Origin of the sequence: Micromonospora sp. NBC_00860, assembly GCF_045207375.1 — a bacterium.
GTDB classification, from domain to species: Bacteria; Actinomycetota; Actinomycetes; order Mycobacteriales; family Micromonosporaceae; genus Micromonospora; species Micromonospora vinacea.
Window position 1 is genome coordinate 5,090,788 of record NZ_CP108825.1, and the last position, 20,776, is coordinate 5,111,563.

Annotated in this window: 19 protein-coding genes; 11 read left to right on the plus strand and 8 right to left on the minus strand. The window is 72.2% G+C overall.

Annotated features, from left to right (window positions below):
* The first annotated feature begins 47 nt into the window (after positions 1-47).
* Together cofD and OH804_RS23325 are read left to right on the plus strand one after the other, a co-directional pair.
* Positions 48-995: a 2-phospho-L-lactate transferase gene (cofD, locus tag OH804_RS23320; protein WP_196921182.1), complete on the plus strand. Its 948-nt coding sequence runs from the start codon at positions 48-50 to the stop codon at positions 993-995.
* The gene (locus tag OH804_RS23325) at positions 992-2,077 is read left to right on the plus strand and encodes a coenzyme F420-0:L-glutamate ligase (RefSeq protein ID WP_196921180.1); all 1,086 of its coding nucleotides are present in this window, start codon (positions 992-994) and stop codon (positions 2,075-2,077) included. Before cofD ends, OH804_RS23325 begins: the two co-directional genes overlap by 4 nt.
* Before the next feature lie 116 nt (positions 2,078-2,193).
* On the opposite strand, the gene OH804_RS23330 is transcribed toward OH804_RS23325, so the two are convergent.
* A complete protein-coding gene (locus OH804_RS23330) occupies positions 2,194-3,192 on the minus strand; it encodes a helix-turn-helix transcriptional regulator (protein WP_196921178.1) in 999 nt (332 codons plus the stop codon).
* Positions 3,193-3,470: 278 nt separating this feature from the next.
* Entirely contained in the window at positions 3,471-4,535 is a 1,065-nt protein-coding gene (locus OH804_RS23335) for a hypothetical protein (RefSeq protein ID WP_406059511.1), read from the minus strand.
* Between the two features lie 48 nt (positions 4,536-4,583).
* On the opposite strand from OH804_RS23335, the gene OH804_RS23340 reads away from it, so the two are divergent.
* Entirely contained in the window at positions 4,584-5,192 is a 609-nt protein-coding gene (locus OH804_RS23340) for an NUDIX hydrolase (RefSeq protein ID WP_406066641.1), read from the plus strand.
* On the opposite strand, the gene OH804_RS23345 is transcribed toward OH804_RS23340, so the two are convergent.
* On the minus strand, positions 5,161-6,252 hold the full coding sequence (locus OH804_RS23345; protein ID WP_196921174.1) for a mannose-1-phosphate guanylyltransferase: 1,092 nt from the start codon (positions 6,250-6,252) through the stop codon (positions 5,161-5,163). The two genes, OH804_RS23340 and OH804_RS23345, sit on opposite strands and share 32 nt — an antisense overlap.
* A gap of 63 nt (positions 6,253-6,315) precedes the next feature.
* Complete coding sequence (locus OH804_RS23350; RefSeq protein ID WP_196921172.1) at positions 6,316-7,461, minus strand: glycosyltransferase family 1 protein; 1,146 nt, start codon at positions 7,459-7,461, stop codon at positions 6,316-6,318.
* 154 nt (positions 7,462-7,615) lie between these two features.
* Between OH804_RS23350 and OH804_RS23355 the strand changes: the two genes are divergently transcribed.
* The gene (locus OH804_RS23355; RefSeq protein ID WP_406059514.1) at positions 7,616-8,305 is read left to right on the plus strand and encodes a TIGR03089 family protein; all 690 of its coding nucleotides are present in this window, start codon (positions 7,616-7,618) and stop codon (positions 8,303-8,305) included.
* Positions 8,306-8,512: 207 nt separating this feature from the next.
* Here the strand turns inward: OH804_RS23355 and OH804_RS23360 are convergent, their stop codons facing one another.
* Together OH804_RS23360 and OH804_RS23365 are read right to left on the minus strand one after the other, a co-directional pair.
* Complete coding sequence (locus tag OH804_RS23360; protein ID WP_406059516.1) at positions 8,513-10,495, minus strand: acetoacetate--CoA ligase; 1,983 nt, start codon at positions 10,493-10,495, stop codon at positions 8,513-8,515.
* A gap of 143 nt (positions 10,496-10,638) precedes the next feature.
* The gene (locus OH804_RS23365; protein ID WP_406059518.1) at positions 10,639-11,157 is read right to left on the minus strand and encodes an acyl-CoA thioesterase; all 519 of its coding nucleotides are present in this window, start codon (positions 11,155-11,157) and stop codon (positions 10,639-10,641) included.
* Between the two features lie 23 nt (positions 11,158-11,180).
* On the opposite strand from OH804_RS23365, the gene OH804_RS23370 reads away from it, so the two are divergent.
* Complete coding sequence (locus OH804_RS23370; protein WP_196921165.1) at positions 11,181-11,852, plus strand: hypothetical protein; 672 nt, start codon at positions 11,181-11,183, stop codon at positions 11,850-11,852.
* Between the two features lie 63 nt (positions 11,853-11,915).
* Here OH804_RS23370 and OH804_RS23375 read toward each other — a convergent pair whose 3' ends face one another.
* On the minus strand, positions 11,916-13,208 hold the full coding sequence (locus tag OH804_RS23375; RefSeq protein WP_406059520.1) for a multidrug effflux MFS transporter: 1,293 nt from the start codon (positions 13,206-13,208) through the stop codon (positions 11,916-11,918).
* A 306-nt stretch (positions 13,209-13,514) separates the two neighbouring features.
* On the opposite strand from OH804_RS23375, the gene OH804_RS23380 reads away from it, so the two are divergent.
* From OH804_RS23380 to OH804_RS23400, 5 genes are read left to right on the plus strand one after another with little or no spacing between them, the layout of a single operon-like run.
* The gene (locus OH804_RS23380; RefSeq protein ID WP_196921164.1) at positions 13,515-14,066 is read left to right on the plus strand and encodes an RNA polymerase sigma factor; all 552 of its coding nucleotides are present in this window, start codon (positions 13,515-13,517) and stop codon (positions 14,064-14,066) included.
* Positions 14,063-14,866: a hypothetical protein gene (locus OH804_RS23385; protein WP_406059522.1), complete on the plus strand. Its 804-nt coding sequence runs from the start codon at positions 14,063-14,065 to the stop codon at positions 14,864-14,866. The genes OH804_RS23380 and OH804_RS23385 overlap by 4 nt, the downstream gene beginning before the upstream one ends.
* 34 nt (positions 14,867-14,900) lie before the next feature.
* Positions 14,901-15,701, plus strand: coding sequence for an ABC transporter ATP-binding protein (locus tag OH804_RS23390; RefSeq protein ID WP_406066643.1), 801 nt, complete (start codon positions 14,901-14,903; stop codon positions 15,699-15,701).
* Positions 15,698-17,086 carry a hypothetical protein gene (locus OH804_RS23395; protein WP_406059524.1) on the plus strand — a complete coding sequence of 463 codons (1,389 nt, stop codon included), beginning with the start codon at positions 15,698-15,700 and terminating at the stop codon, positions 17,084-17,086. The genes OH804_RS23390 and OH804_RS23395 overlap by 4 nt, the downstream gene beginning before the upstream one ends.
* Positions 17,083-17,697, plus strand: a complete 615-nt coding sequence (locus OH804_RS23400; protein WP_406059526.1) for a hypothetical protein — start codon at positions 17,083-17,085, stop codon at positions 17,695-17,697. The genes OH804_RS23395 and OH804_RS23400 overlap by 4 nt, the downstream gene beginning before the upstream one ends.
* Before the next feature lie 92 nt (positions 17,698-17,789).
* Here the strand turns inward: OH804_RS23400 and OH804_RS23405 are convergent, their stop codons facing one another.
* Complete coding sequence (locus OH804_RS23405) at positions 17,790-18,956, minus strand: acyl-CoA dehydrogenase family protein (RefSeq protein WP_406059528.1); 1,167 nt, start codon at positions 18,954-18,956, stop codon at positions 17,790-17,792.
* Positions 18,957-19,206: 250 nt separating this feature from the next.
* Between OH804_RS23405 and OH804_RS23410 the strand changes: the two genes are divergently transcribed.
* Positions 19,207-20,634: a UDP-glucose/GDP-mannose dehydrogenase family protein gene (locus tag OH804_RS23410; protein WP_196921153.1), complete on the plus strand. Its 1,428-nt coding sequence runs from the start codon at positions 19,207-19,209 to the stop codon at positions 20,632-20,634.
* Positions 20,635-20,776: the final 142 nt, after the last annotated feature.

A 20,776-nucleotide genomic window follows, 5' to 3' on the forward strand; every position in this document is an offset into this window, starting at 1 on the left:
CGGGCCACCCACGGATCGGAGGCGTCACGTGCGCGAGGATGGTCGACATGCGCATCGTGGTTCTGGCCGGCGGCATCGGCGGCGCCCGGTTCCTGCTCGGGGTCCGGGCGTACGCCCGTGACGTCGGCGCGGAGGTGACCGCCGTGGTCAACGTCGGCGACGACCTGTGGTTACACGGGTTGAAGATCTGCCCCGACCTGGACAGCGTGATGTACACGCTCGGTGGGGGCGCCGACCCGGAACGGGGCTGGGGTCGGGTCGGCGAGAGTTGGACGGTCAAGCAGGAGTTGGCCGCGTACGGGGCACAGCCGACCTGGTTCGGCCTCGGTGACAAGGACATCGCCACCCACCTGGTCCGCAGCACCATGCTCAACGGCGGTTACCCGTTGAGCGCGGTCACCGAGGCGTTGGCCAGCCGCTGGGAGCCGGGCGTACGCCTGTTGCCGGCGACGGACGACCGTCTGGAGACCCATGCCGTGGTCGACGACGACGAGGGTCAGCGGGCGATCCACTTCCAGGAGTGGTGGGTGCGGTACCGGGCCGACATCCCCACTCAGCGGTTCGTGTTCGTCGGCGCGGAGACGGCGAAGCCGGCACCCGGGGTGCTGGACGCGATCGCCTCGGCCGACCTGGTGCTGATCGCACCGAGCAACCCGGTGGTGAGCGTCGCGCCGGTGCTGGCCGTACCGGGGCTGCGTGAGGCCGTGGCGGACGGCCCGGCGCCGGTGGTGGGTGTCTCCCCGATCATCGGCGGCGCGCCGGTACGGGGGATGGCCGACCGCTGTCTGGCAGTGCTCGGTGTCGAGTGCAGCGCGGCGGGGGTGGGTCGCCTCTACGGCGGCAGGGCCAGCGGCGGTCTGCTCGACGGTTGGCTGGTGGCCGAGGAGGACGCGGGCACTGTTGTGCCCGAGGTGACGGTCCGCGCGGTGCCGCTGCGGATGACCGACGAGGCGGCGACGGCGGCCATGGTCCGCGCCGCGGTGGAGTTGACGTGAGGCTGGAGATTCTGCCGGTGCTCGGCATCGGCCACGTGACCGAGGGCGACGACCTGGCCGCGGTGATCGCGACCGCCGCGCCGTGGCTGCGCAACGGCGACGTGCTGGTGGTGACCAGCAAGATCGTTTCCAAGGCGGAGGGGCGACTGGTCGACGTGCCGGCGGACGGGCCGGAACGGCTGGCCGCACGGGACGACGTCCTGGCCGGTGAGACCGCCCGGGTGGTCGCCAGCCGGGGTGCGACCCGGATCGTGCAGACCCATCACGGCTTCGTGATGGCCTCGGCGGGGATCGACGCGTCGAACGTGGACAAGACCCAGCTGGTGCTGCTGCCTGTCGACCCGGATGCCTCGGCGCGGGCTCTGCGGGACGCGCTGCGGGAACGCTACGACCTGGACCTGGCCGTGATCATCAGCGACACGATGGGTCGGCCCTGGCGCAACGGACTCACCGACGTGGCGCTCGGCGTGGCCGGGATGCCGGCCATCCGCGACCACCGGGGCGAGATCGACCCGTACGGCAACGAGTTGCAGTTGACCCAGATGGCCGTGGTGGACGAGCTGGCGGGCGCCGGCGAGCTGATCAAGGGCAAGTGCGATCAGGTGCCCGTCGCTGTGGTGCGGGGCTACCTGCCCGCCACCGACTCGGACGACGCCGGTGGCGCGCGGGCGCTGATCCGCGACGCGGCACAGGACCTGTTCTCACTCGGTACCGCCGAGGCCCGCGCCGCCGGGCTGTCCGACGCCGCCACCCTGGCCGACGGTCCCGGCCCGACGCCGGCCGACCTGGGCGCGGTGCGACGGGCGATCGACGCGGTCGCCGAGGTGGTCGCCCCCGGCACTGTCTTCACAGTGGTCGACGAGGCCGAGGTACGCGCCGGCCTGGTCGCCGAGATGCCCGGCTGGCCGGACGGCGCCGCCCTGCTGCTCGGCTCGGCCCCGACACCCGTCGAGCCGATCGGGCTGGTCCGCTTCGGCGCCGACCTGCACCGGCTGCGCGCCGCCCTGGCCGCCGAGGGCGTCGGGTCGACCCTGCTGCCGCCACCGCCCGGCAGCCCGGCGAGCGCCGCGCTCGCGCTCTGAAGCCCGGCGCACGCCGCGCCCGCGCCCTGAAGCACGGCGAGCGCGCGCCCTGAAGCCCAGCGCACGCTCCGAAGCCCGGCGCACGCCGCGGCCCCGCCCGGTGTGGAACGGCCGGGTCACGCGTCAAGCATGGCCCGGCCCAGCGGGGTCAACGTGTGCAGCACGCTGTTGCGTTCGCGGTGGCTGACCAGCAGGCCAGCGTTGCGCAGCACAGTGGCGTGCTGGCTCGCCGCCGCCGGTGAGATGTTGAGCTGGCGGGCGACCTCGCCGGTGGTGCAGCCCTCGTCGCTGGCCTGCAACACCGCCGCCCTGGTTCGGCCCAGCAGCGCGGCGAGTGATTCGCGGGCGGCACCGGACGCGGAACCGCCGCCGGCGTCGGGCGACACCAGCGCGCCCAGCCGGTCCACCGGGTAGACCAGCACCGGTGGCAGCGCCGGGTCGAGCAGTGCGACAGGGGTGGCCGCGCAGAAGAACGACGGCACCAGCAGCAACCCACGGCCGTCCAGGTGCAGCTCCCGGCTGTGCGGATAACTGCGGACCTCCAGCACCCCGCTCTCCCAGCGCATCGCCGGTCGGAGGCTGGTGAGCAGGCCCTCGACACCGCCGTCGAGCAGCGCCCGCGCCCGCCGGGCGCGGTCCGCCGCCACTGCGGCCTGGATCCGACTCCAGTACGGGCTGATCGCCAGGGACCGGTACTGCTCCATCGAGTCGGCCAGGTGGTGCAGCGCCGACGCCTCACCCCGGGCCAGCGCGGCCGCCGAGGAGGGCAGCTGATTCTCGGCGGCCAGCACGCTCAGGTCGCGGTGCAGCAGCTCGGCGGGCGTACGGCGCAGCGCGTCCAGCCCGGCCTCGAAGCCCTCGACGCTGGCGTACGGGGTGAGGAAGTCGGGGAAGTAGCCACGCGGTGGGTTCAACGCGAAGAGCAGGCGGAGCTGCTCCGAGGCGGAGTCCTGGCGCAGATCCCGGGCCACGGTGCGCCGCCAGTTGGCCGTCAACGGGTCGCGGCTGCGGCCGCGCAGCACGTGCAGGCTGAGGACCAGCTCCCAGACCGGGTCCGCCGCCGGCGCCACCCGGGTTCGGAGGATGTCCTCCCCAGAAAAGTGGATCTTCAGCATGGAGCGCTCCCGTGTCGCCGGCAGGGGGATGCCGGATGACCGTTCGACTCTACCTGGCCGGCAGTAATCTCCATCTTTAAGCCTGGACTGAAAAACCTCGACGCCTCCGGGGCCGGTTCGGCATGCTTCCCATGCCCGAACACGGCGCCGCGCGTCCTGGACGCCCGCGCTGCCGGGGCACCGGGACCGGGGAGGCCCCGGTGATCGGACGGCACCACGAGGGTCTGCGGCCCTTGGTCCGCGGAGGTGCCGTCCGGTCATCCGCCCCCCGCGCCGACTCAGCCGACCCAGAGCGCGACCCGATGGTCCTCGTCGGTGACGTAGAACGGTCGCCCGTCCAGCTCCGCCACCCCCTCGACGTGATGGAACGGCGCCAGGTCCGCCACCTCCTCCCCGACGAGCCGACGCTCCTCGCCGGCCCCGCCGGCCTCGCCGGTCTCGCCGGCGGGAAGCCGGAAACGGACGTGCCGGGAGGTGACCTCACCCCCACCCGGGTGGTCGTCGAGCAGGACCGACCCCTTGCCCAGCGCGTCGATCGAGCCGATCACGGCCGCGTACCCGCCGTCCACCGTCGGGGTGATCGCGCGGAAGCCGGTCAGCTGCCCCGGCGGGGTGACAGCGGTCAACACGTACGCCCCCACCGCCCGCGGCCACGTCGGGTCGGCCGTGAACATACCCGGCACACCGGCCACCTCGACCAGGATCGGCTCACCGGCGTCGGTGACCGGGAAACGCAGCCCGAGCAGCACCGTCCCGGCCGGGGTGAAGGCCGCCGCCTCCACGTTCAACGGCAGGTCGTCCGGGGCCAGCCGACTCACCCAGCTCTTCTCCCGGGCGGTCCCCCGCGCCAGCGTCTCCACGATGAACCGTTCCCGCACCCGCTCCCCCGCCGGCAGGAGGGTGAACGGGGACGCGGCCAGGGCGTCGTTCACCGCCCGGTGCAGTCGGAACGAGTTGCGCACCACGTGCACCGGCACCGGCCCGGTGGCCGCGTCGTCCTCCCGGAACCGGGCCACGAAGGCGCGCCGAGGTCGCAGCGGACCAGCTTTCGAGCCGAAGTGGGAGCCGAAGACGTACACCCAGCCGTCGTGGTGGGCCAGCGCCTCCCCGTCCTCGGTCCGCCCGTTCTCCACACCGGCATCCGCCCGCACGTGCAGGTCCGTCCACTCGCCGTCAACGCGCTCCAGCAGCAGTGCGAGGCAGCGCTCCACCGGCCCCTCGTCCAGCACCGTCCAGAAGCCCCTTCGGGCACCGTACGCGCGCAGCAGCGCCGCCGACCGCACCGGCAACAGATCGCTGGCCTCGTTACCGGCCACCACGAATTCGACGAGTCGCAAGGTCACCGCGCCAGCGTACGGAGCACACGCTCGTACAGTGGCGGGGTGCCTGACATCGTGATCACCAGCCCGAACGGCCAGACGACCGACGCCGAGGCGTACGCGGCGCTGCACGCCGACGCCACAGCGTTGCTGGAGGGCTGGCAGCCCACCAGCCCGGATGCGGCCATCGCGCGGGACCGGACCCTCGCGCTGCTCACCGCCGGCCCGGTCGCGATGAGCCGGCAACACCGCCCGGGGCACGTCACCGCCAGCGCGTTGGTGCTGGACTCCACCGGCTCCCGGGTGCTGCTCTGCCTGCACGTCAAGTTCGGGCGTTGGGTGCAGCTCGGCGGGCACTGCGAGCCGACCGACCAGACCCTGGTCGCCGCCGCGCTCCGCGAGGCCACCGAGGAGTCCGGCATCGCCGGCCTGCGCATCGACCCGGTGCCGATCGACGTGGACGTGCACCAGGTGCAGTGTCAGGGCGGCTCGGCGCACTATGACGTCCGGTTCGCCGTGCTCGCCCCGCCGTCGGCGGTGGAGCAGGTCAGCGACGAGGCCGAGGAGCTGGGCTGGTTCCCAGCGGACCAGCTGCCCGAGCCGCTGGCCAGCGGGACCGTCCAACTGGTCGCACCGGCCCTCGCCGCCCTCAGACGTAGCCCTCTTCGCCTCGCTCCTTGAGCTCGTCGACCAGGGACTTGACGTCCTGCGCCCGGTCACGTGGGCAGACCAGCACCGCGTCCGGGGTGTCCACCACGATCAGGTCGCGCAGACCGAGGACGGCCACCAACCGACCCGACTGCGGCACGACCACGAGGTTGCTGCTGTCCCGCAGCAGCACGCCCGGCTTGGCCTCCGTGCCGAGCACCACGTTGCCCGCCTCGTCGGCGGGCAGCACGTCGCCCAGGGTGTGGAAGTCACCGACGTCGTTCCAGCCGAAGTCGCCCGGCACCGTCGCGACGCGACCCGCAGTGGCCGCGCCCTCCATCACCGCGTAGTCGACGGAGATCTTCGGCAGGGTCGGCCAGATCGCGCCCAGGACCTCGTCCTGCTCCGGGGTGCCCCAGGCGGCGGCGATCGCCGCGACACCGGCGTGCAGCGCCGGCTGCTGGCGGGCCAGCTCGGCGAGGAAGACGTCGACCCGCCACACGAACATGCTGGCGTTCCACAGGTGCCGGCCCGAACGGACGTACGCCTCGGCGACCTCGGTGGCCGGCTTCTCCTTGAACTCGGCCACCGGCCGCCACGGCACACCCTCGGTCGGATCGCCGGTCTCCAGGTAGCCGTAGCCGGTCTCCGCGCGGGTCGGGGTGATGCCGACGGTCATCAGCATGCCCTGCTCGGCGCCGCGGACCGCCTCCTGGACCGTGCAGACCCAGCTGTCCGGGTCGCGGATCAGGTGGTCGGCCGCGAAGCTGCCCATCACCGCGTTCGGGTCGCGTGCCGCGATCACCGCGGCGGCCAACGCGATCGCCGCGCAGGAATCCCGGGGAGAGGGCTCGACCAGGATGTTCTCCTCCGGCAGCACGGTCAACTGCCGGGCCACTGCCGCGACGTGCGCGGCACCGGTGACCACAAGGGTCCGATCCGGTGTGGTCAGCGGCGCGAGCCGTTCCACTGTCGCCTGGAGCAGCGAGGCGCTGGTGCCGGTCAGTGGATGGAGGAACTTGGGATGGCCAGCGCGGGACAACGGCCACAACCTCGTGCCACTGCCACCTGCCGGAATGACCGCATAGAGCATCCGCACATCATGCCCGACGTACCTGCCGGAAGTGGCACGGGTCACCGGCAGCGGCACTGGCGGTCAGGAGCGGGCGCGACTCCATGCGGCGATGTGCACCTCGGCGCTGGACTCCCAGGTGAACTCCTTGGCCCGGTCGAACCCGGCCTTCGCCAGCGACAACCGCCGCTGCTCGTCGTCGAGCAGGGCGGCCAGGTCGGTGGCGATCTGCTCCGGGTCCTCCGAGGTGTACGCGACCGCGTCGCCGCCCACCTCGGGCAGCGAGAGCCGGGGCGTGGTCAGCACCGGGGCGGCGCACGCCATCGCCTCCAGGATCGGCAGCCCGAACCCCTCGCCGTAGGACGGGTACGCGGCGACCAGGGCACCGCCGAGGAAACCCGGCAGGTCGGCGTAGCGCAGGTAACCGGGACGCAGCAGACGCAGGTGCGACGGGACCTCGGCCACCGCCCGGTCGATGTCTTCGTCGTGCCCCTGCCCACCGGCGATCACCAGGGCCGGCGGGTCGACCCGGTCGGCCACCGCCCGCGCCCACCCACGGATCAGGTTGGGCACGTTCTTCCGCGGCTCCTTGGCCCCGAGGAAGGCGACGTAGCTGCTGTTGCCCAGCCCCAGACGCGCGCGCACCCGGGCCTTCTCCTCCTCGGTGGGAGCGTGGAAGGCAGCCTGGTCGACGCCGTGGTAGGCCACGTCGATGCGGGTCGGGTCGGCGTCGAGCAGCCGGATCAGCTCGTCGCGGGTGGCCTTGCTGGGCACGATCACCCGGTTGGCGCGCCGCATCGAGGTCTTGATGGCGCTGCGGAAGAACGTGCGGCGGGACTTGTCGTAGTGCTCCGGCTCGGTGAAGAACGTCGCGTCGTGCACGGTGACAGTGACCGGGCACCCGGCCCGCAGCGGGCAGGTGTAGAAGGGCGAGTGCAGCACCTGCGCGCCGACCTGCTGGGCGAGCAGCGGCAGGCCGGTCTGCTCCCAGGCGAGCCGGGCCGGACGGTGCGCCACGGCGGCCGGGGCGGGGATGATCTCCGCGCCGGGCAGCATGCGGGTGTAACGCTCCAGGTCGGTGCGGAGGCTGACCACTGCCAGCTCCACCCCCGACCCGCACACCTTGCCGAGGGCACCGAGCAGACCGTCGACGTATCGACCGACACCACCACGGTCGGCGGGGACACTCGTGGCGTCGATGAGCACGCGGGGCGGGCGACCGGCGGTCACGGGGCGACTCCTTGTAATGACGGATCTGTGGGGAACAACACTCCGGGGCTCAAGCCTACGCCGGGGCGCGGGGCCGACGCTGACTGCGACCCGACGGTACGCCGACTTGTCATCGTCATCGAGTACGGCCCGCACTGGCGTATCGTTCGCGCCGATGGCCGACAACATTGCCCGGGTGTTCGCCGACGCGATCGCGACCGACCCGACCCGACCGCTGCTCACCTGGTACGACGACGCCACCGGCGATCGCACCGAACTTTCCGGCGCCACCCTGGCCAACTGGGTGGCGAAGACCGCCAACCTTCTCGTCGACGAGGTCGGCCTCGCGCCGGGCACTCCGGCCGGGGTGCTGCTGCCGCCACACTGGCAGACCGCTGCGGTGCTGCTGGGCTGCTGGTCGGCCAAGCTGAGCGTGGTCGACACGCCGGGCGACGTGGGGGTGCTCTTCGCCGCCGCCGACCAGTTCGACGAGGCGCAGTCCTGGTCCGCCGACGAGCGGTACGCGCTCGGGCTGGCCCCGCTCGCCGCCCCGCTACGGCAGGTGCCGCCGGGGTTCGCCGACTACGTCGTCGAGGTACGCGGCCACGGCGACCACTTCACGCCGCAGTCCGGCCCGGGCCCCACCGACGCGCACCTGCTGGGCCGCGCCGAGGCCCGCGCCACCGAGCTGGGCATCCTTCCCGGCGCCCGGGTCCTCATCGACGCCGCCCGGCACCCCGACCCGGTCGACTGGCTGCTGGCTCCGCTGGCCCGAGCCGCCACAGTCGTCCTCTGCGGGAGTCTCGACCCGACCCGTCTGGCCAGCCGCCAGTCCACCGAAAAGGTCACCCACACCCTCCCCTGAGCGGGCCGCCCGCCGTGTCCGGTTGGGCGCCCGGCGGCGTCGGGGGCCGATGGGTGTGAGCGCCCTTTGCTCTGCTTCACCGGACGCAACGCTCCGAGACCCAAACTGTTGCGTCTGTTGAAGCAGAGCAAAGGGGTCGCGACAGCCCATGGCCCCGACTCTCGCCATGCCCGGCCCGCGCACCAGCGCGCCGCCACGCGGTTGCTGTCAGGCGGGCGTGCTGTCGGTGGCTCGGCGCTGGGCCAGGGCGACGAAGGCGGTCAGGGACTCGGGGTTGGCCAGGGCGCCCTTGGCCGCCGCCTGGTCCAGCGGGGTGCCGGTGAGGATCTTCTTGACCGGCACCTCCAGCTTCTTCGCCGAGAGGGTACGGGGCACCGAACGCACCTGGTGGATCTCGTCGGGCACGTGCCGGGGTGAGAGCGCCGTCCGCAGCTCACGGCAGATCTTCGCGCGCATCGGGTCGTCCAACTCCAGACCCTCGGCCAGCACCACGAAGAGCAGCAGCTCACCGGCGCCGCCCTCGTCGTCCTCCAGGTGGACGACGACCGAGTCGAGCACCTCGTCGAGCCCTTCCACCACCGAGTAGAACTCGGCGGTGCCCAGGCGTACCCCGCCTCGGTTGAGGGTGGCGTCGGAGCGCCCGGTGATCACGCAGCCACCGCGCTCGTTGATGGTGATCCAGTCACCGTGCCGCCAGACGCCCGGGTAGACGTCGAAGTACGCCTCGCGGTAGCGGGTGCCGTCCGGGTCGTTCCAGAAGCCCACCGGCATGCTCGGCATCGGTTCGGTGATCACCAGTTCGCCCAGCTCGCCGATGACCGGGGTGCCGTCGGCGGAACGGGCCTCCACCTTGGCGCCCAACGCCCGGCAGGCGATCTCACCGGCGTACACCGGCAGCAGCGGCACCCCACCGACGAAACCGGTGCACACGTCGGTGCCGCCGGAGAGCGACTGGAGCTGGAGGTGGTCGCCGACGGTCTCGTACACCCAGCGGAAGCCCTCGGCGGGCAGCGGCGCGCCGGTGGAACCCACACCGCGCAGCGCCGACAGGTCGGCGACGTCCCGGGGGACCAACCCGGCCTTGCGGCAGGCCAGCAGGTACGGCGCGGAGGTGCCGAAGTACGTCGTACCAGTCTGCGCCGCCAGCCGCCACAGCCCGCCGAGGTCCGGGTGGCCTGGGTTGCCGTCGAAGAGCACGATGGCCGCGCCCACCGCCGGGCCGGAGACCAGGAAGTTCCACATCATCCAACCGGTGGTGGTGAACCAGAAGAACCGGTCGGCCGGGCCCAGGTCGTGGTGCAGGGCGAGCATCTTCAGGTGCTCCAGCAGGATGCCGCCGTGGCCGTGCACGATCGGCTTGGGCAGCCCGGTGGTGCCCGAGGAGTAGAGCACGTAGAGCGGGTGGTCGAACGGCACCGGCGTGAACGTCGACGGCTCGTCGGTGGGCGCGGCCAGCTCGGCCCAGCCCAACGCGCCCTTGGGCGCGGGGCCGGCCGGGTCGAGGTAGCCGATGCTGACGGTGTGTCGCAGCGACGGCAGGGCGGCCCGGATCGCGGCGACCTCGGCACGCCGGTCCACCGGCTTGTCGCCGTACCGGTAGCCGTCCACGGCGACCAGCACTGTCGGTTCGATCTGCTGCCAGCGGTCGGTGACGCTGCGGGTGCCGAACTCGGGCGCGCAGGACGAGAAGATCGCCCCCAGGCTGGCGGTGGCCAGCAGCAGGACGTACGTCTCGGCGATGTTCGGGGCGTACGCCGCCACCCGGTCACCGGCGGTGACGCCGAGCCGGCGCAGCCCGGCCGACACCCGGCGGACCTGCTCGCGCAGCTCCCCGGCGGTCAGCGTGACCGGCGCCCGGGTCTGCCCGCGTGAGATCACCACCGGGTCGTCGTCGGCCCGCCCCGGCATCCGCAGCACGTTCTCGGCGTAGTTGAGCGTGGCGCCGGGGAACCAGCGGGCGCCGGGCATCCCCCGCTCGGCCAGGGTGGCGGTCGGCGGGGTGTGCGCGATCACCTCGAAGTGGTCCCAGATCGAGCTCCAGAACCCGTCCAGGTCGGTGGTGGACCAGCGCCACAGCGCGTCGTAGTCGGCGAAGTCCAACCCGCGGTGCTCCCGCAGCCAGCGCAGGTAGGCGCCGATCCGGGACCGCTCGCGTACGTCCGCCGGCGGCGCCCACAGCATGTCACCCACTGCTCCACCCTCCCCCTGGCCCGACACGACACTGTGACTGGGCCGTGGCGCCATCTTGCCCTACCTCGAAGCGCCATTCTGCGCACCGGGTAGGCCAACCGACGCGTGCCCGACCCACACTCCACCCCGCCATCTCATGTGGGTCACCCAGCGCGGTGGGCCTGGATGGCGCGGCGGCGGGCGAGGCGGTGCGCCCGGCGGATCTCCGCCTCCTTGTACCGGCGCTCGTCCTCCGCCGTCTCCGGCAGCACCGGGCGGACCACCCGCGGCGCCCCACCCACGTCCACACCGACGAACACCAGGTACGCGGTGGCCACCCGGACCGGCGCGTCCTCGGCCGAGTCCCACCGCTCGGCGACCACCCGCACACCCACCTCCATGGAGGTCTGGCCGGTCCAGTTGACCTGTGCGTGCGCGTGCACCAGGTCGCCGACCCGGACCGCCTCGGAGAAGACGATCTCGTCGATCGCCGCGGTCACCGCGGTTCCGCCGCTGTGCCGGGCGGCTGCAGCCCCGGCCACGTCGTCGACGAACTTCATCAGAACCCCGCCGTGCACGGTGCCGTAGAGGTTCACGTCCACCGCGGTCATGATCTTGCTGAGAGTGACGCGCGAGTACGAGGTCGGCTTGCCGTTCGGAGCGGCGGAGAGGTGCTCAGTCATGGCGAAAACGGTACGGTGCGCGGATGCGACATCTCTGGAGCTTCCTCGCCGGGCTGGTGGTGGCGCCCATCACCTGGGTGCTGGTCACACTCGGGCAGGACGGGTCGAGCCGGACGGTCGACCGCTGGGTGGAGATCGGCACGTTCAACACCGCCAACCTGATCGAGCCGGCCGTCTACCTCGGTGTCGGCGGTGTCCTGCTGGGCCTGCTCGGCACGCTGCGCTTCTCACCGCTGGGCCCGTTGGTGGCCGGTGCGCTGCTGGTCACCCCGTACATCGGGATGTTCGTGGCGCCCTTCTCCGTGCGGGACGCGATCCCGCACGAGTGGAAGGTGTTCGGGGATCCACTGCCGCTGCGGCTGCCCGTGGAGAACGGCACGCTCTTCCTGATCGGCCTGCTGCTGCTGATGGCCACGTTCAGCCAACAGCGTTGGCGGCAGTGGCCGACCCCGGCGACCGAGCCGACCACGGCACCCACCCCCGCGTCGGACGGAGGCCCCCGCGACGACGACTTCACAATGACCGACTGGCCGGCCCCCGCGCCCGCCGAGCGCGACACCGCGCCCCTCACTCTGGGTTACCCGGCCGACTCGACACCGACCGACCCGTTGCCCCGCCGGGTGGGTGGCGAGTCACCCTGGTCCGCCCCACCGCGCGGTCAACCGCGCCCCGAGGACACCACCGAGATCCGCTGATCGTCGGGGCGGGCCGGTGGACCGGCCCGCCCCTTTCGTTCCTTCCGGGCTTTGACACAGGCCCTAGTGCAGCGCGACCGCCAGGTCCCTGTCGACAGTGCCGAGAGTGGCGCGGGGCACGACGAGGAGCATGACGATCAGCGCGGCGGCCATGCCGCCCGCGATGACGATCGCCATCGGTACGCTCCCGGTGCCGAACAGACCGGCCAGTGGCGCCGACACCGCTCCGATGCCGAACTGCACCGCGCCGAGCAGCGCCGCGGCGGTGCCAGCGGCCTCGCTGTGCCGACTCATGGCCAGCGCCGGTGCGTTCGGCAGGGCGAGGCCGGCGGCGGCCAGGACCAGCCACAGGGACGCGAGCAGGGTGCCCAGGCCACCGAAGCCGGTCGCCGCGAACATGACCAGCAGCAGGCCGGCCGCCGTGCCGGCGATCAGGGCGCTGACCAGGATCTGCTGCGGCGTGTAGCGGCGCAGCAGCCGCACGTTGAACTGGGTGGCCCCGATCAGGCCCACCGCCCCGGCCCCGAAGGCGATGCCGAACTGCTGCTCGTCGAGGCCGTACTCCTGCTGGAGCACGAACGACGAACCCGAGACGTACGCGAACAGGGCGGCCATTGCCAGCCCGGCGACCAGCACCAGGCCGACGAACGCCCGGTCGTTGACCAGTCCCCGGTAGTCGCGCACTGTGGCGCGCACCCCACCGTGCCGCCGACGCGCCACCGGAAGGGTCTCCGGGAGCCGGACCGCGGCCACGACGATCAGCAACGCGCCCAGCACCGCCAACGCCGCGAAGACACCCCGCCAGTCGGTCCAGCTCAGCAGGCCACTGCCCAGCGTGGGCGCGAGGATGGGCGCCAGGCCCATGACGAGCATCAGCCGGGAGAAGATCCGGGCGAAGGAGGCCCCGCTGAACAGGTCGCGGACCACTGCCGTCGCGACCACGGTGGCCGCCGCGACGCCGAGCCCCTGGAGTACGCGCAGCCCGCCGAGCACCGCGATGTTGGGCGCGAAGACGCACAGCACGGAGGCCACGATGTGCGCGGCCAACCCGGCCAGCAACGGCACCCGCCGCCCGACCACGTCGGAGAGCGGCCCGATCAGCAACTGGCCCAACGCGAGGCCGACCAGCGTGCCGGTCAGCGTCAACTGCACAGCGGTCTCGGTGGTCTGCAGGCCCGCCGTGATGGCGGGCAGCGCGGGCAGGTACATGTCGATGGTCAACGGGCCGATCGCGATCAACGCGCCCAGCACGAGGACGAGTTGCGCCCGCTGACGGTTGGTCATCAGGTCGCCGGGCAGAACCTCGTGCGCGACGTCGGAATCGGGTCCGGTCTTCTCCACCAGCTGCTTCATCATCTCGATCTCTCTGCGGGTGCGTCGTCACGCGCGGCGGCGCGGGGCGTCACCGGGACCGCGGGGAGCGGCGGCACGGCGTGGGTGCCCGACGGTGGGCATCGTTGGACGTGACGAGGCAGGGGTCGTGGCGGGGGTGGCCGGGTGGGGCGATCATCCGAGGGTGATCCTCTCGCTCGGCAACACCTCTGCGGCGGGCGACGTTCCCGGTGTGGGGGGAGTCACCCCGACCCACCCGGCCGCACCGTGTGTGACCCGAATCACAGAAGAACGAGAACCGGGGTCGGGGTACGCGTCGTCTTGCCTGGTGTGAAACGAAGTCTGGACGGGCTCGACGAGGGTGAGCTTCTTCGCCGCGTCGCGCGGGGCGACCGGAGCGCGTTCGACGCGCTGTACCGGCGTACCGCCCCGTGGCTGACCGCGCGACTGCGTCGGCGCTGCGCCGACGAGGACGTGGTGGCCGAGGTGCTGCAGGAGACGTACCTGGCGGTCTGGCGATCGGCCGGCAGCCAGGCACAGTCCTCCGCCTCCGGCAGCGCTGTGGGTTGGTTGTGGACGATCGCCGCGCACCGGCTGATCGACGCGTTCCGCCACCGGGCCCGACGGGAGCGGATCCCTTCGGTGCGGACCTTCGAGACCGTGGCCCCGGCCGCCGAGGACGAGGCGCTGGCCGGCGGGATGGACGCCAACCTGGAGCGGGCCCTGCACGAACTGCCGGCGGAACTCCGCCAGGTGCTGCGCTCGATGGTCCTGGACGGGTTGACCGCGCGGGAGACCGCACTGCTGCTCGGCATGCCGGAGGGGACCGTGAAGACGCGGGCCCGCCGGGCCCGAATCGCCCTCCGGGAGGCGCTGTCATGACCACTCACCCGACGCCCACCCTCATCTCCCAGTACGCCTCTGGCGGCACCGACGTCGACGACACGACCGTCTGGGCGGTCGAGGCGCACCTGGAAACCTGCGCCGCCTGCCGAGCGGTGCTGGCCGACGCCGTCGACCCGGGCACGCGGGACCTGCTGGACCGGGTGGCGGACGACATCGCCACCGGCATCGCCACCGGCCCGGGCCCGGTACGCCGTCACCGGCTGCGACGCACCGGGGTCGCCGCCCGGGTCCTGCCCTGGCTGGTCACCGCCACCGGGCTGATGCTGGCCGCCGCCCTGTTCGAGTGGACGTTCGACAGCCTGCCGTCGCTGGTGCTGCTGGTAGCGCCGGTGGCGCCGCTGCTGCCGGTGGCCGCGGTCTGGAGCCGCCGCCTCGATCCGGCCTGGGAGTTGACAACCACCATGCCCCGCGCCGGCCTGGCGCTGCTGATGCGCCGCACGTTGGGGGTGCTGTCGGCTGTCATACCGGTGCTGGCGGTGGCGGGCTGGGTCACCGGCCACTCCCCCGGCCTCTGGTTGCTGCCCGTCCTGGGATTCACCGCCGGCGCATTGGCGCTGGGCACTGTGGTGGGGGTCGACCGGGCCGCACTCGCGTTGACCGTCGCCTGGTCCGCCGGTGTGGTCGTACCGAGCCTCGCCGACGGGCGACTGCCGGCGATCCTGACCGGCGGCAGCCTGCCCTGGTGGGCGCTGGCCACCGTGGCGTTGACAGCCGTCGCGCTGGTTCAGGCCCGGCGCCGGCCGTACGAACCGCACCAGAACCTTCTGCACCGATGACGGCGTCGAGCCACTGCCGAATGGAGAGATCATGATGCGTACGGTCAGCGTGGCGGAGACCGCTCCGTCCACCTATCCGTGGGCGGTGCACGCCGAGAAGTTGCAGGTCCGGGCCGGCCGACACCTCGCGGTCAACGAGCTCGACCTGAGGTTGGGCACCGGTGTGCACGGGCTGCTCGGCCCCAACGGCGCCGGAAAGACGACGTTGATGCGCGCCCTGGCCACTGTGGTGAAGCCGGCCGGTGGACGGCTGACCCTGCTCGGCGGCGAGGTCACCGGCAACGCCGACCTGCGCCAGGTACGTCGGGGCCTGGGCTACCTGCCGCAGCACTTCGGCTTCTACCCGCGCTTCACGGTCCGGGAGTTCGTCGAGTACATCGCCTGGCTCAAGGAGATGCCGAAGGCGGCCATCCCCGGCGCTGTGCAACGGGCCGTCGAACGGTTGGGGCTGGCGGACCGCGCCGACTCCCGGATGAAGACGCTGTCCGGCGGGATGCTGCGCCGCGCCGGCATCGCCCAGGCGATCGTCAACGATCCGGCGGTGCTGCTGCTCGACGAGCCGACGGTCGGCCTGGACCCGGAGCAGCGCCTCGACTTCCGCGAGCTGCTGCGGGAGATCGGCCTGGACAGTTGCGTACTCGTCTCCACCCACCTGGTCGAGGACGTCGCGGTGGCCTGCTCCGACGTGGTGCTGGTCAGTGAGGGCCGGCTGGTGTGGCAGGGCACCACCGGGCAGCTCACCGAGCAGGGTGCCGCGGGCGACGCCGGTGACAGCGCCGCCGAACGTGGCTACTCGTCGGTGCTGCGCGCCTACCGGGAGCGGGTGTCGGCATGACGGGCCGCATCCTCCGCATCGAGCTGCGCCGCTCGGCGGCGCTGGGCACCGCCCTGTTGATACTGGTGACCGGCGCGGCGCTGCTGCTGTCGTCCACCCAGTTCTTCGCGGGGCGGTGGATGCAACTGGCGGTGATGGCCCGGTCGCTGCTGATGGTGCTGTTGCCGCTCGCGCTGGCCGGTGGGGCGTGGATGGGGCGGCGCGACGCGCGCCACCGCGTCAACGAGTTGTTCGCCAGCACCGTCCGACCACGGTGGCAGCGCGTCGCCCCGACCGCCGGCGCTCTCGCGGTCTCGGTGGTGACCGCGTACCTCCTGGTCTTCCTCATCGCGGCCGGATGGGTGGTGCCGACCTCGAACTACTTCCCGAGCGCGACGATCATCGTCGTCGCGGTCGGCCTTCCGGCGCTGGTCGCAGCGGGTTGGCTGGGCATGGCGGCCGGCCGGGCCGTACCCCGGGTGATCACCGCACCGGTCCTCGCCGTGGTCGGGTTCGTCCTGGTGGGGTTGGTGCCGGAGCTGGCGATGGCACCCGACACGGGCGCGGAGATCGCACAATTCCGGCCGGAGCCGGCGACGGTGCTGCTCGTCCCGGCGATCACCGGTCTGGACGACTTCCAGACGATCGCGACGAAGGTCAGCCTGCTCCAGGCGCTGTGGTTGGGGTCCCTGGCCGCGACCGGCCTGCTGCTGCTCGGCGCGGTCCGTCGCCGCGCCATCGCGTTCGCCGTGCTCCCGGCGGTGCTCGGTCTCGCGGTCACCCTCCCGCTCCTGCCCATCGGCGGAGCCCGCGGGGCGGCGGTCGTCGACCCGGTCGCCATCGAACTGGTCTGCGACAACGACGGCCCGCAGGTCTGCGTGACGCGGGCGCACGCCGCGCTGCTGCCCGACGTCGTCGGCCCTGCCCGCCAGGCGCTCGGCATGATGGCGGCGAAGTTGCCCAACGCACCGGTCCGGGCGGTGGAGACCCAACAGGTCACCTACTGGGCGCGACTGGACCGGGACATGGTCCCGCCCCGGCACTCCGCCGACACTGTCGTCTTCGACACCCCGACGATCGACCGCCTCGGCCACGCCGACCTGTCCGACGACTACTTCCTGCCGTCCCTGCTGGAGGCCGCCTGGCAGCAGGAGTGCGGCGAACAGTCGGTACGGGGCGACGTGTACCGGGCCCGGATGGTCGCCGCCGCCTGGCTGACCGGTCGACCACCGGCCCCGCAGCCCGGATGGGCACCTGAGGAGATGGCGCTGCAGGAGAGCGCGTACCAGGCGCTGGTGAGTCTGCCGGAGGCCGAGCAGCGACGCCGGATGGCAGCCGCCCGCGAGGGCGTACTGGCCTGCCGGGACGACGAGTTGGTGGCGATCCTGCCGAAGGGTCAGCCGTGAGGGAGCTTCAGCTCCACCTGCGCTCGCGCCGGGTCCCGCTCGCCCTGGCCACAGTGACCACCTCGATCGCGCTGGCGTGGGCGCTGTCACTGGCGTTCACCGACTCGGCGACCATCAACGCCCGGACGGCCAGCCTCGCCATCATGCTGGCGGTGGTCGCGGTCGGCACCACCCTCAGCGGCGCCGACGGCGCCCTCGACCACACCATGGCGGTCAACTGGCCGGTACGCCGTGCCGGGCACCTGCTGCTCGCCGCCGCCGCGATCACCGCGCTGCTGTCCCTCAGCATGATCACCGACACGCGCTACGAACCGTTCGCCCTGGTGCTGCGCAACACCGCGGGGCTACTCGGGCTCACCGCGCTCGGCGCCACGGTGCTGGGCGCCGCCCTGTCCTGGATCGCCCCGCTGACCTGGACCCTCATCGCGGTACTGCCGATGATGGGGTCCAGCCGGGACCTGAGGATGCAGGTCGCCGGCTGGCTGGTCCAACCCGCCGGCACCGCCGCCGCCACCACCTGCGCCGCCATCCTGGCGGCGACCGGTCTGCTCGCGTACGCCCTGCGGGGTTGCCCCGTGCGGCCGGTGAGCGAGACCGCCCCCGACCGGTGACTGACGTTCCGTGCTCCGGGATCCCGGAGCACCGGAACCCGTCCTAGGGCCTGTTTCATAAGAACTGGCCGGCCGCCCTTATGAAACAGGCCCTAGACGACGCCGGCCAGCAGTTGCCGCGCCATCACGATCCGCTGCACCTGGTTGGTGCCCTCGTAGATCTGGGTGATCTTGGCGTCCCGCATCATCCGCTCCACCGGGTAGTCCCGCGTGTAGCCGTAGCCACCGAGCAACTGCACCGCGTCGGTGGTGATCTCCATGGCGGCGTCGGAGGCGAAGCACTTTGCCGCCGCGCCGAAGTAGGTCAGGTCCGCGTCGCCGCGCTCGGACTTGCCGGCAGCCGCGTACGTGAGCTGCCGGGCCGCCTCCAGCTTCATGCCCATGTCCGCGAGCATGAACTGGATCCCCTGGAACTCGGCGACCGCCTTGCCGAACTGCCGGCGCTCGGCCACGTACCCCTTGGCGTAGTCGAGCGCGCCCTGCGCGATCCCGACGGCCTGCGCGGCGATGGTGACCCGGGTGTGGTCCAGGGTCTTCATCGCGGTCGCGAAGCCGGTGCCCTCCGCGCCGATCATCCGGTCGACCGGGATCCGCACGTTGTCGAGGTAGACCTCGCGGGTGGGCGAGCCCTTGATGCCGAGCTTCTTCTCCGGCGCCCCGAAGCTCACCCCGGCATCGGACTTCTCGACCACGAAGGCCGAGATGCCCCGGGACCGGGCGGACGGGTCGGTGACGGCGAAGACGGTGTAGAACTCCGACACGCCGGCGTTCGTGATCCAGCGCTTCACACCGTTGAGCACCCAGTGATCCCCGTCACGTACCGCCCTGGTGGTCATCGACGCCGCGTCGCTGCCCGCCTCCGGCTCGGAGAGGCAGTACGAGAACATCGCGTCACCGGCCGCGACCGGCGTCAGGTAACGACTCTTGAGGTCGGCGGAACCGGACAAAAGCAGTGGCATCGTGCCGAGTTTGTTCACCGCCGGGATCAGCGAGGAGGACGCGCAGGCGCGGGCCACCTCTTCGATGACGATGGCGGTGGCCAGCGCATCAGCGCCCGCGCCGCCGTACTCCTCGGGGATGTGCGGGGCGTGGAAGTCGGCCGCCCGCAGCGCGTCGTAGGACGCCTTGGGGAACTCCCCGGTCTCGTCGGCCTCCGCGGCGTGCGGAGCCACCTTCGCGGCGCAGACCTCACGCACCGCTTCCCGGATCGCCTGGTGCTCGTCGGGCAACCGGTAGACGTCGAACTCCCCTGCGGCCATCTCGGCCCTCCCCTTCACCACTATCATGCGCAGTCTGTGACGACTCCTGACCGCCGACCGCGCAGACTGAAGACTAGCGACTGCAGTTCAGGTGATGTTACCGGCGCGTAGGTATGGGCAAGATGGTGCACCTAACGCGCTGGGCGATGATGGAGACCGAGACAGTGAGCCACCCTCCGGTGCCCCGCCCAGGCGCCGCAGCAGAATGCGACGCGACGACGCGACGCCAGTGCGAGCGGAGAAGACAGGCGTGACGATCCCCTACCCCACCATCCAGCCGACCCCCGCCATCGCCGCGGTGACACCGCCCTCAGGCGCACCCCGGCCGCGGGTGACGTTCCTGGGGACTGGTTACCTCGGTGCGACGTACGCCATCTGCTACGCCGAACTGGGGTACGAGGTACTCGGATTCGACGTCGACGCGGACAAGATCGCCATGCTGAACGCCGGTCAGGTGCCGATCCACGAGCCCGGCCTGGACGAGCTGCTCCGGCGCAACCTCGCCGCCGGCCGTCTCCGGTTCAGCACCGACATCGCCGAGACCGCCGAGTTCGGTGACGTGCACTTCATCTGCGTCGGCACCCCCCAGCGGGCCGACGGCATGGGCGCCGACCTGTCGTACGTCGAGGCGTCGGTGACCAGCCTCGCGCAGCACCTGACCCGCAAGGCGTTGATCGTCGGCAAGTCCACCGTGCCGGTCGGCACCGCCGAGTGGGTGGAGCAGCTCGTCGGCAAGCACACCCCCCACGACCTGGACGTCGAGGTGGCCTGGAGCCCCGAGTTCCTCCAGGAGGGCTTCGCCGTCGACGACGTCCTGCGACCCAACCGGATCGTGGTCGGCGTCAAGAGCGAGTGGGCCAACGGCATGCTCTACGCCGCGCACAAGGGCGTGTTCGACCTGGCCGCCACGGAGGACCGCGAGGTGCCCCTGGTGGTCACCGACTTCTCCACCGCCGAGCTGGTCAAGGTCGCCGCGAACGCCTTCCTGGCCACCAAGATCTCGTTCATCAACGCGATGGCCGAGGTCTGCGAGGCCTCCGGTGGCGACGTCACCCAGCTGGCCCGCGCGATCGGCTACGACCCGCGGATCGGCAACCGGTTCCTCCAGGCCGGCCTCGGCTTCGGAGGCGCCTGCCTGCCGAAGGACATCCGGGCCTTCCAGGCCCGCGCGCAGGAGCTGGGCGCCGGTGAGGCGCTGCGCTTCCTGCACGAGGTCGACCTGATCAACCTGCGTCGGCGTACCCGGGTGCTCCAGCTCGCCGCGGACCTGCTCGGCCGCCGCTCCGGCCCGGCCGGTCCGGACTTCTCCGGCACCCGGATCGCCGTGCTCGGTGCCACCTTCAAGCCCAACACCGACGACGTCCGCGACGCCCCGGCGCTCGCCGTCGCCGCCCTGTTGCAGAAGGCCGGCGCCGACGTGCACGTGTACGACCCGCAGGGCACCGAGAACGCCCGCCGCGCGGTTCCCGAGTTGACCTACGAGGCCAGCATCAACGAGGCGGTCAGCGACGCCGACCTGGTCTGCGTTCTCACCGAGTGGGCCGACTTCCGCAACGCCGACCCGGTCGCCCTCGGCGAGTTGGTCAAGGGCCGCAAGGTCGTCGACGGCCGCAACTGCCTCGACCCGGCACTGTGGACCCAGGCCGGCTGGGAGTACCGGGGCATGGGTCGCCCCTGACGAAACCGACGCCCACCGGCCGGTCATCGAACATCTCGATGGCCGGCCGGTGTCGTTGTTTGCCCCGGACCCGCCGACAAGAGTCGAAATCCGCGCCAGCTTTGGGCATGCTGCGACAGTGGGAGTCCACAGTGCGGGTGGA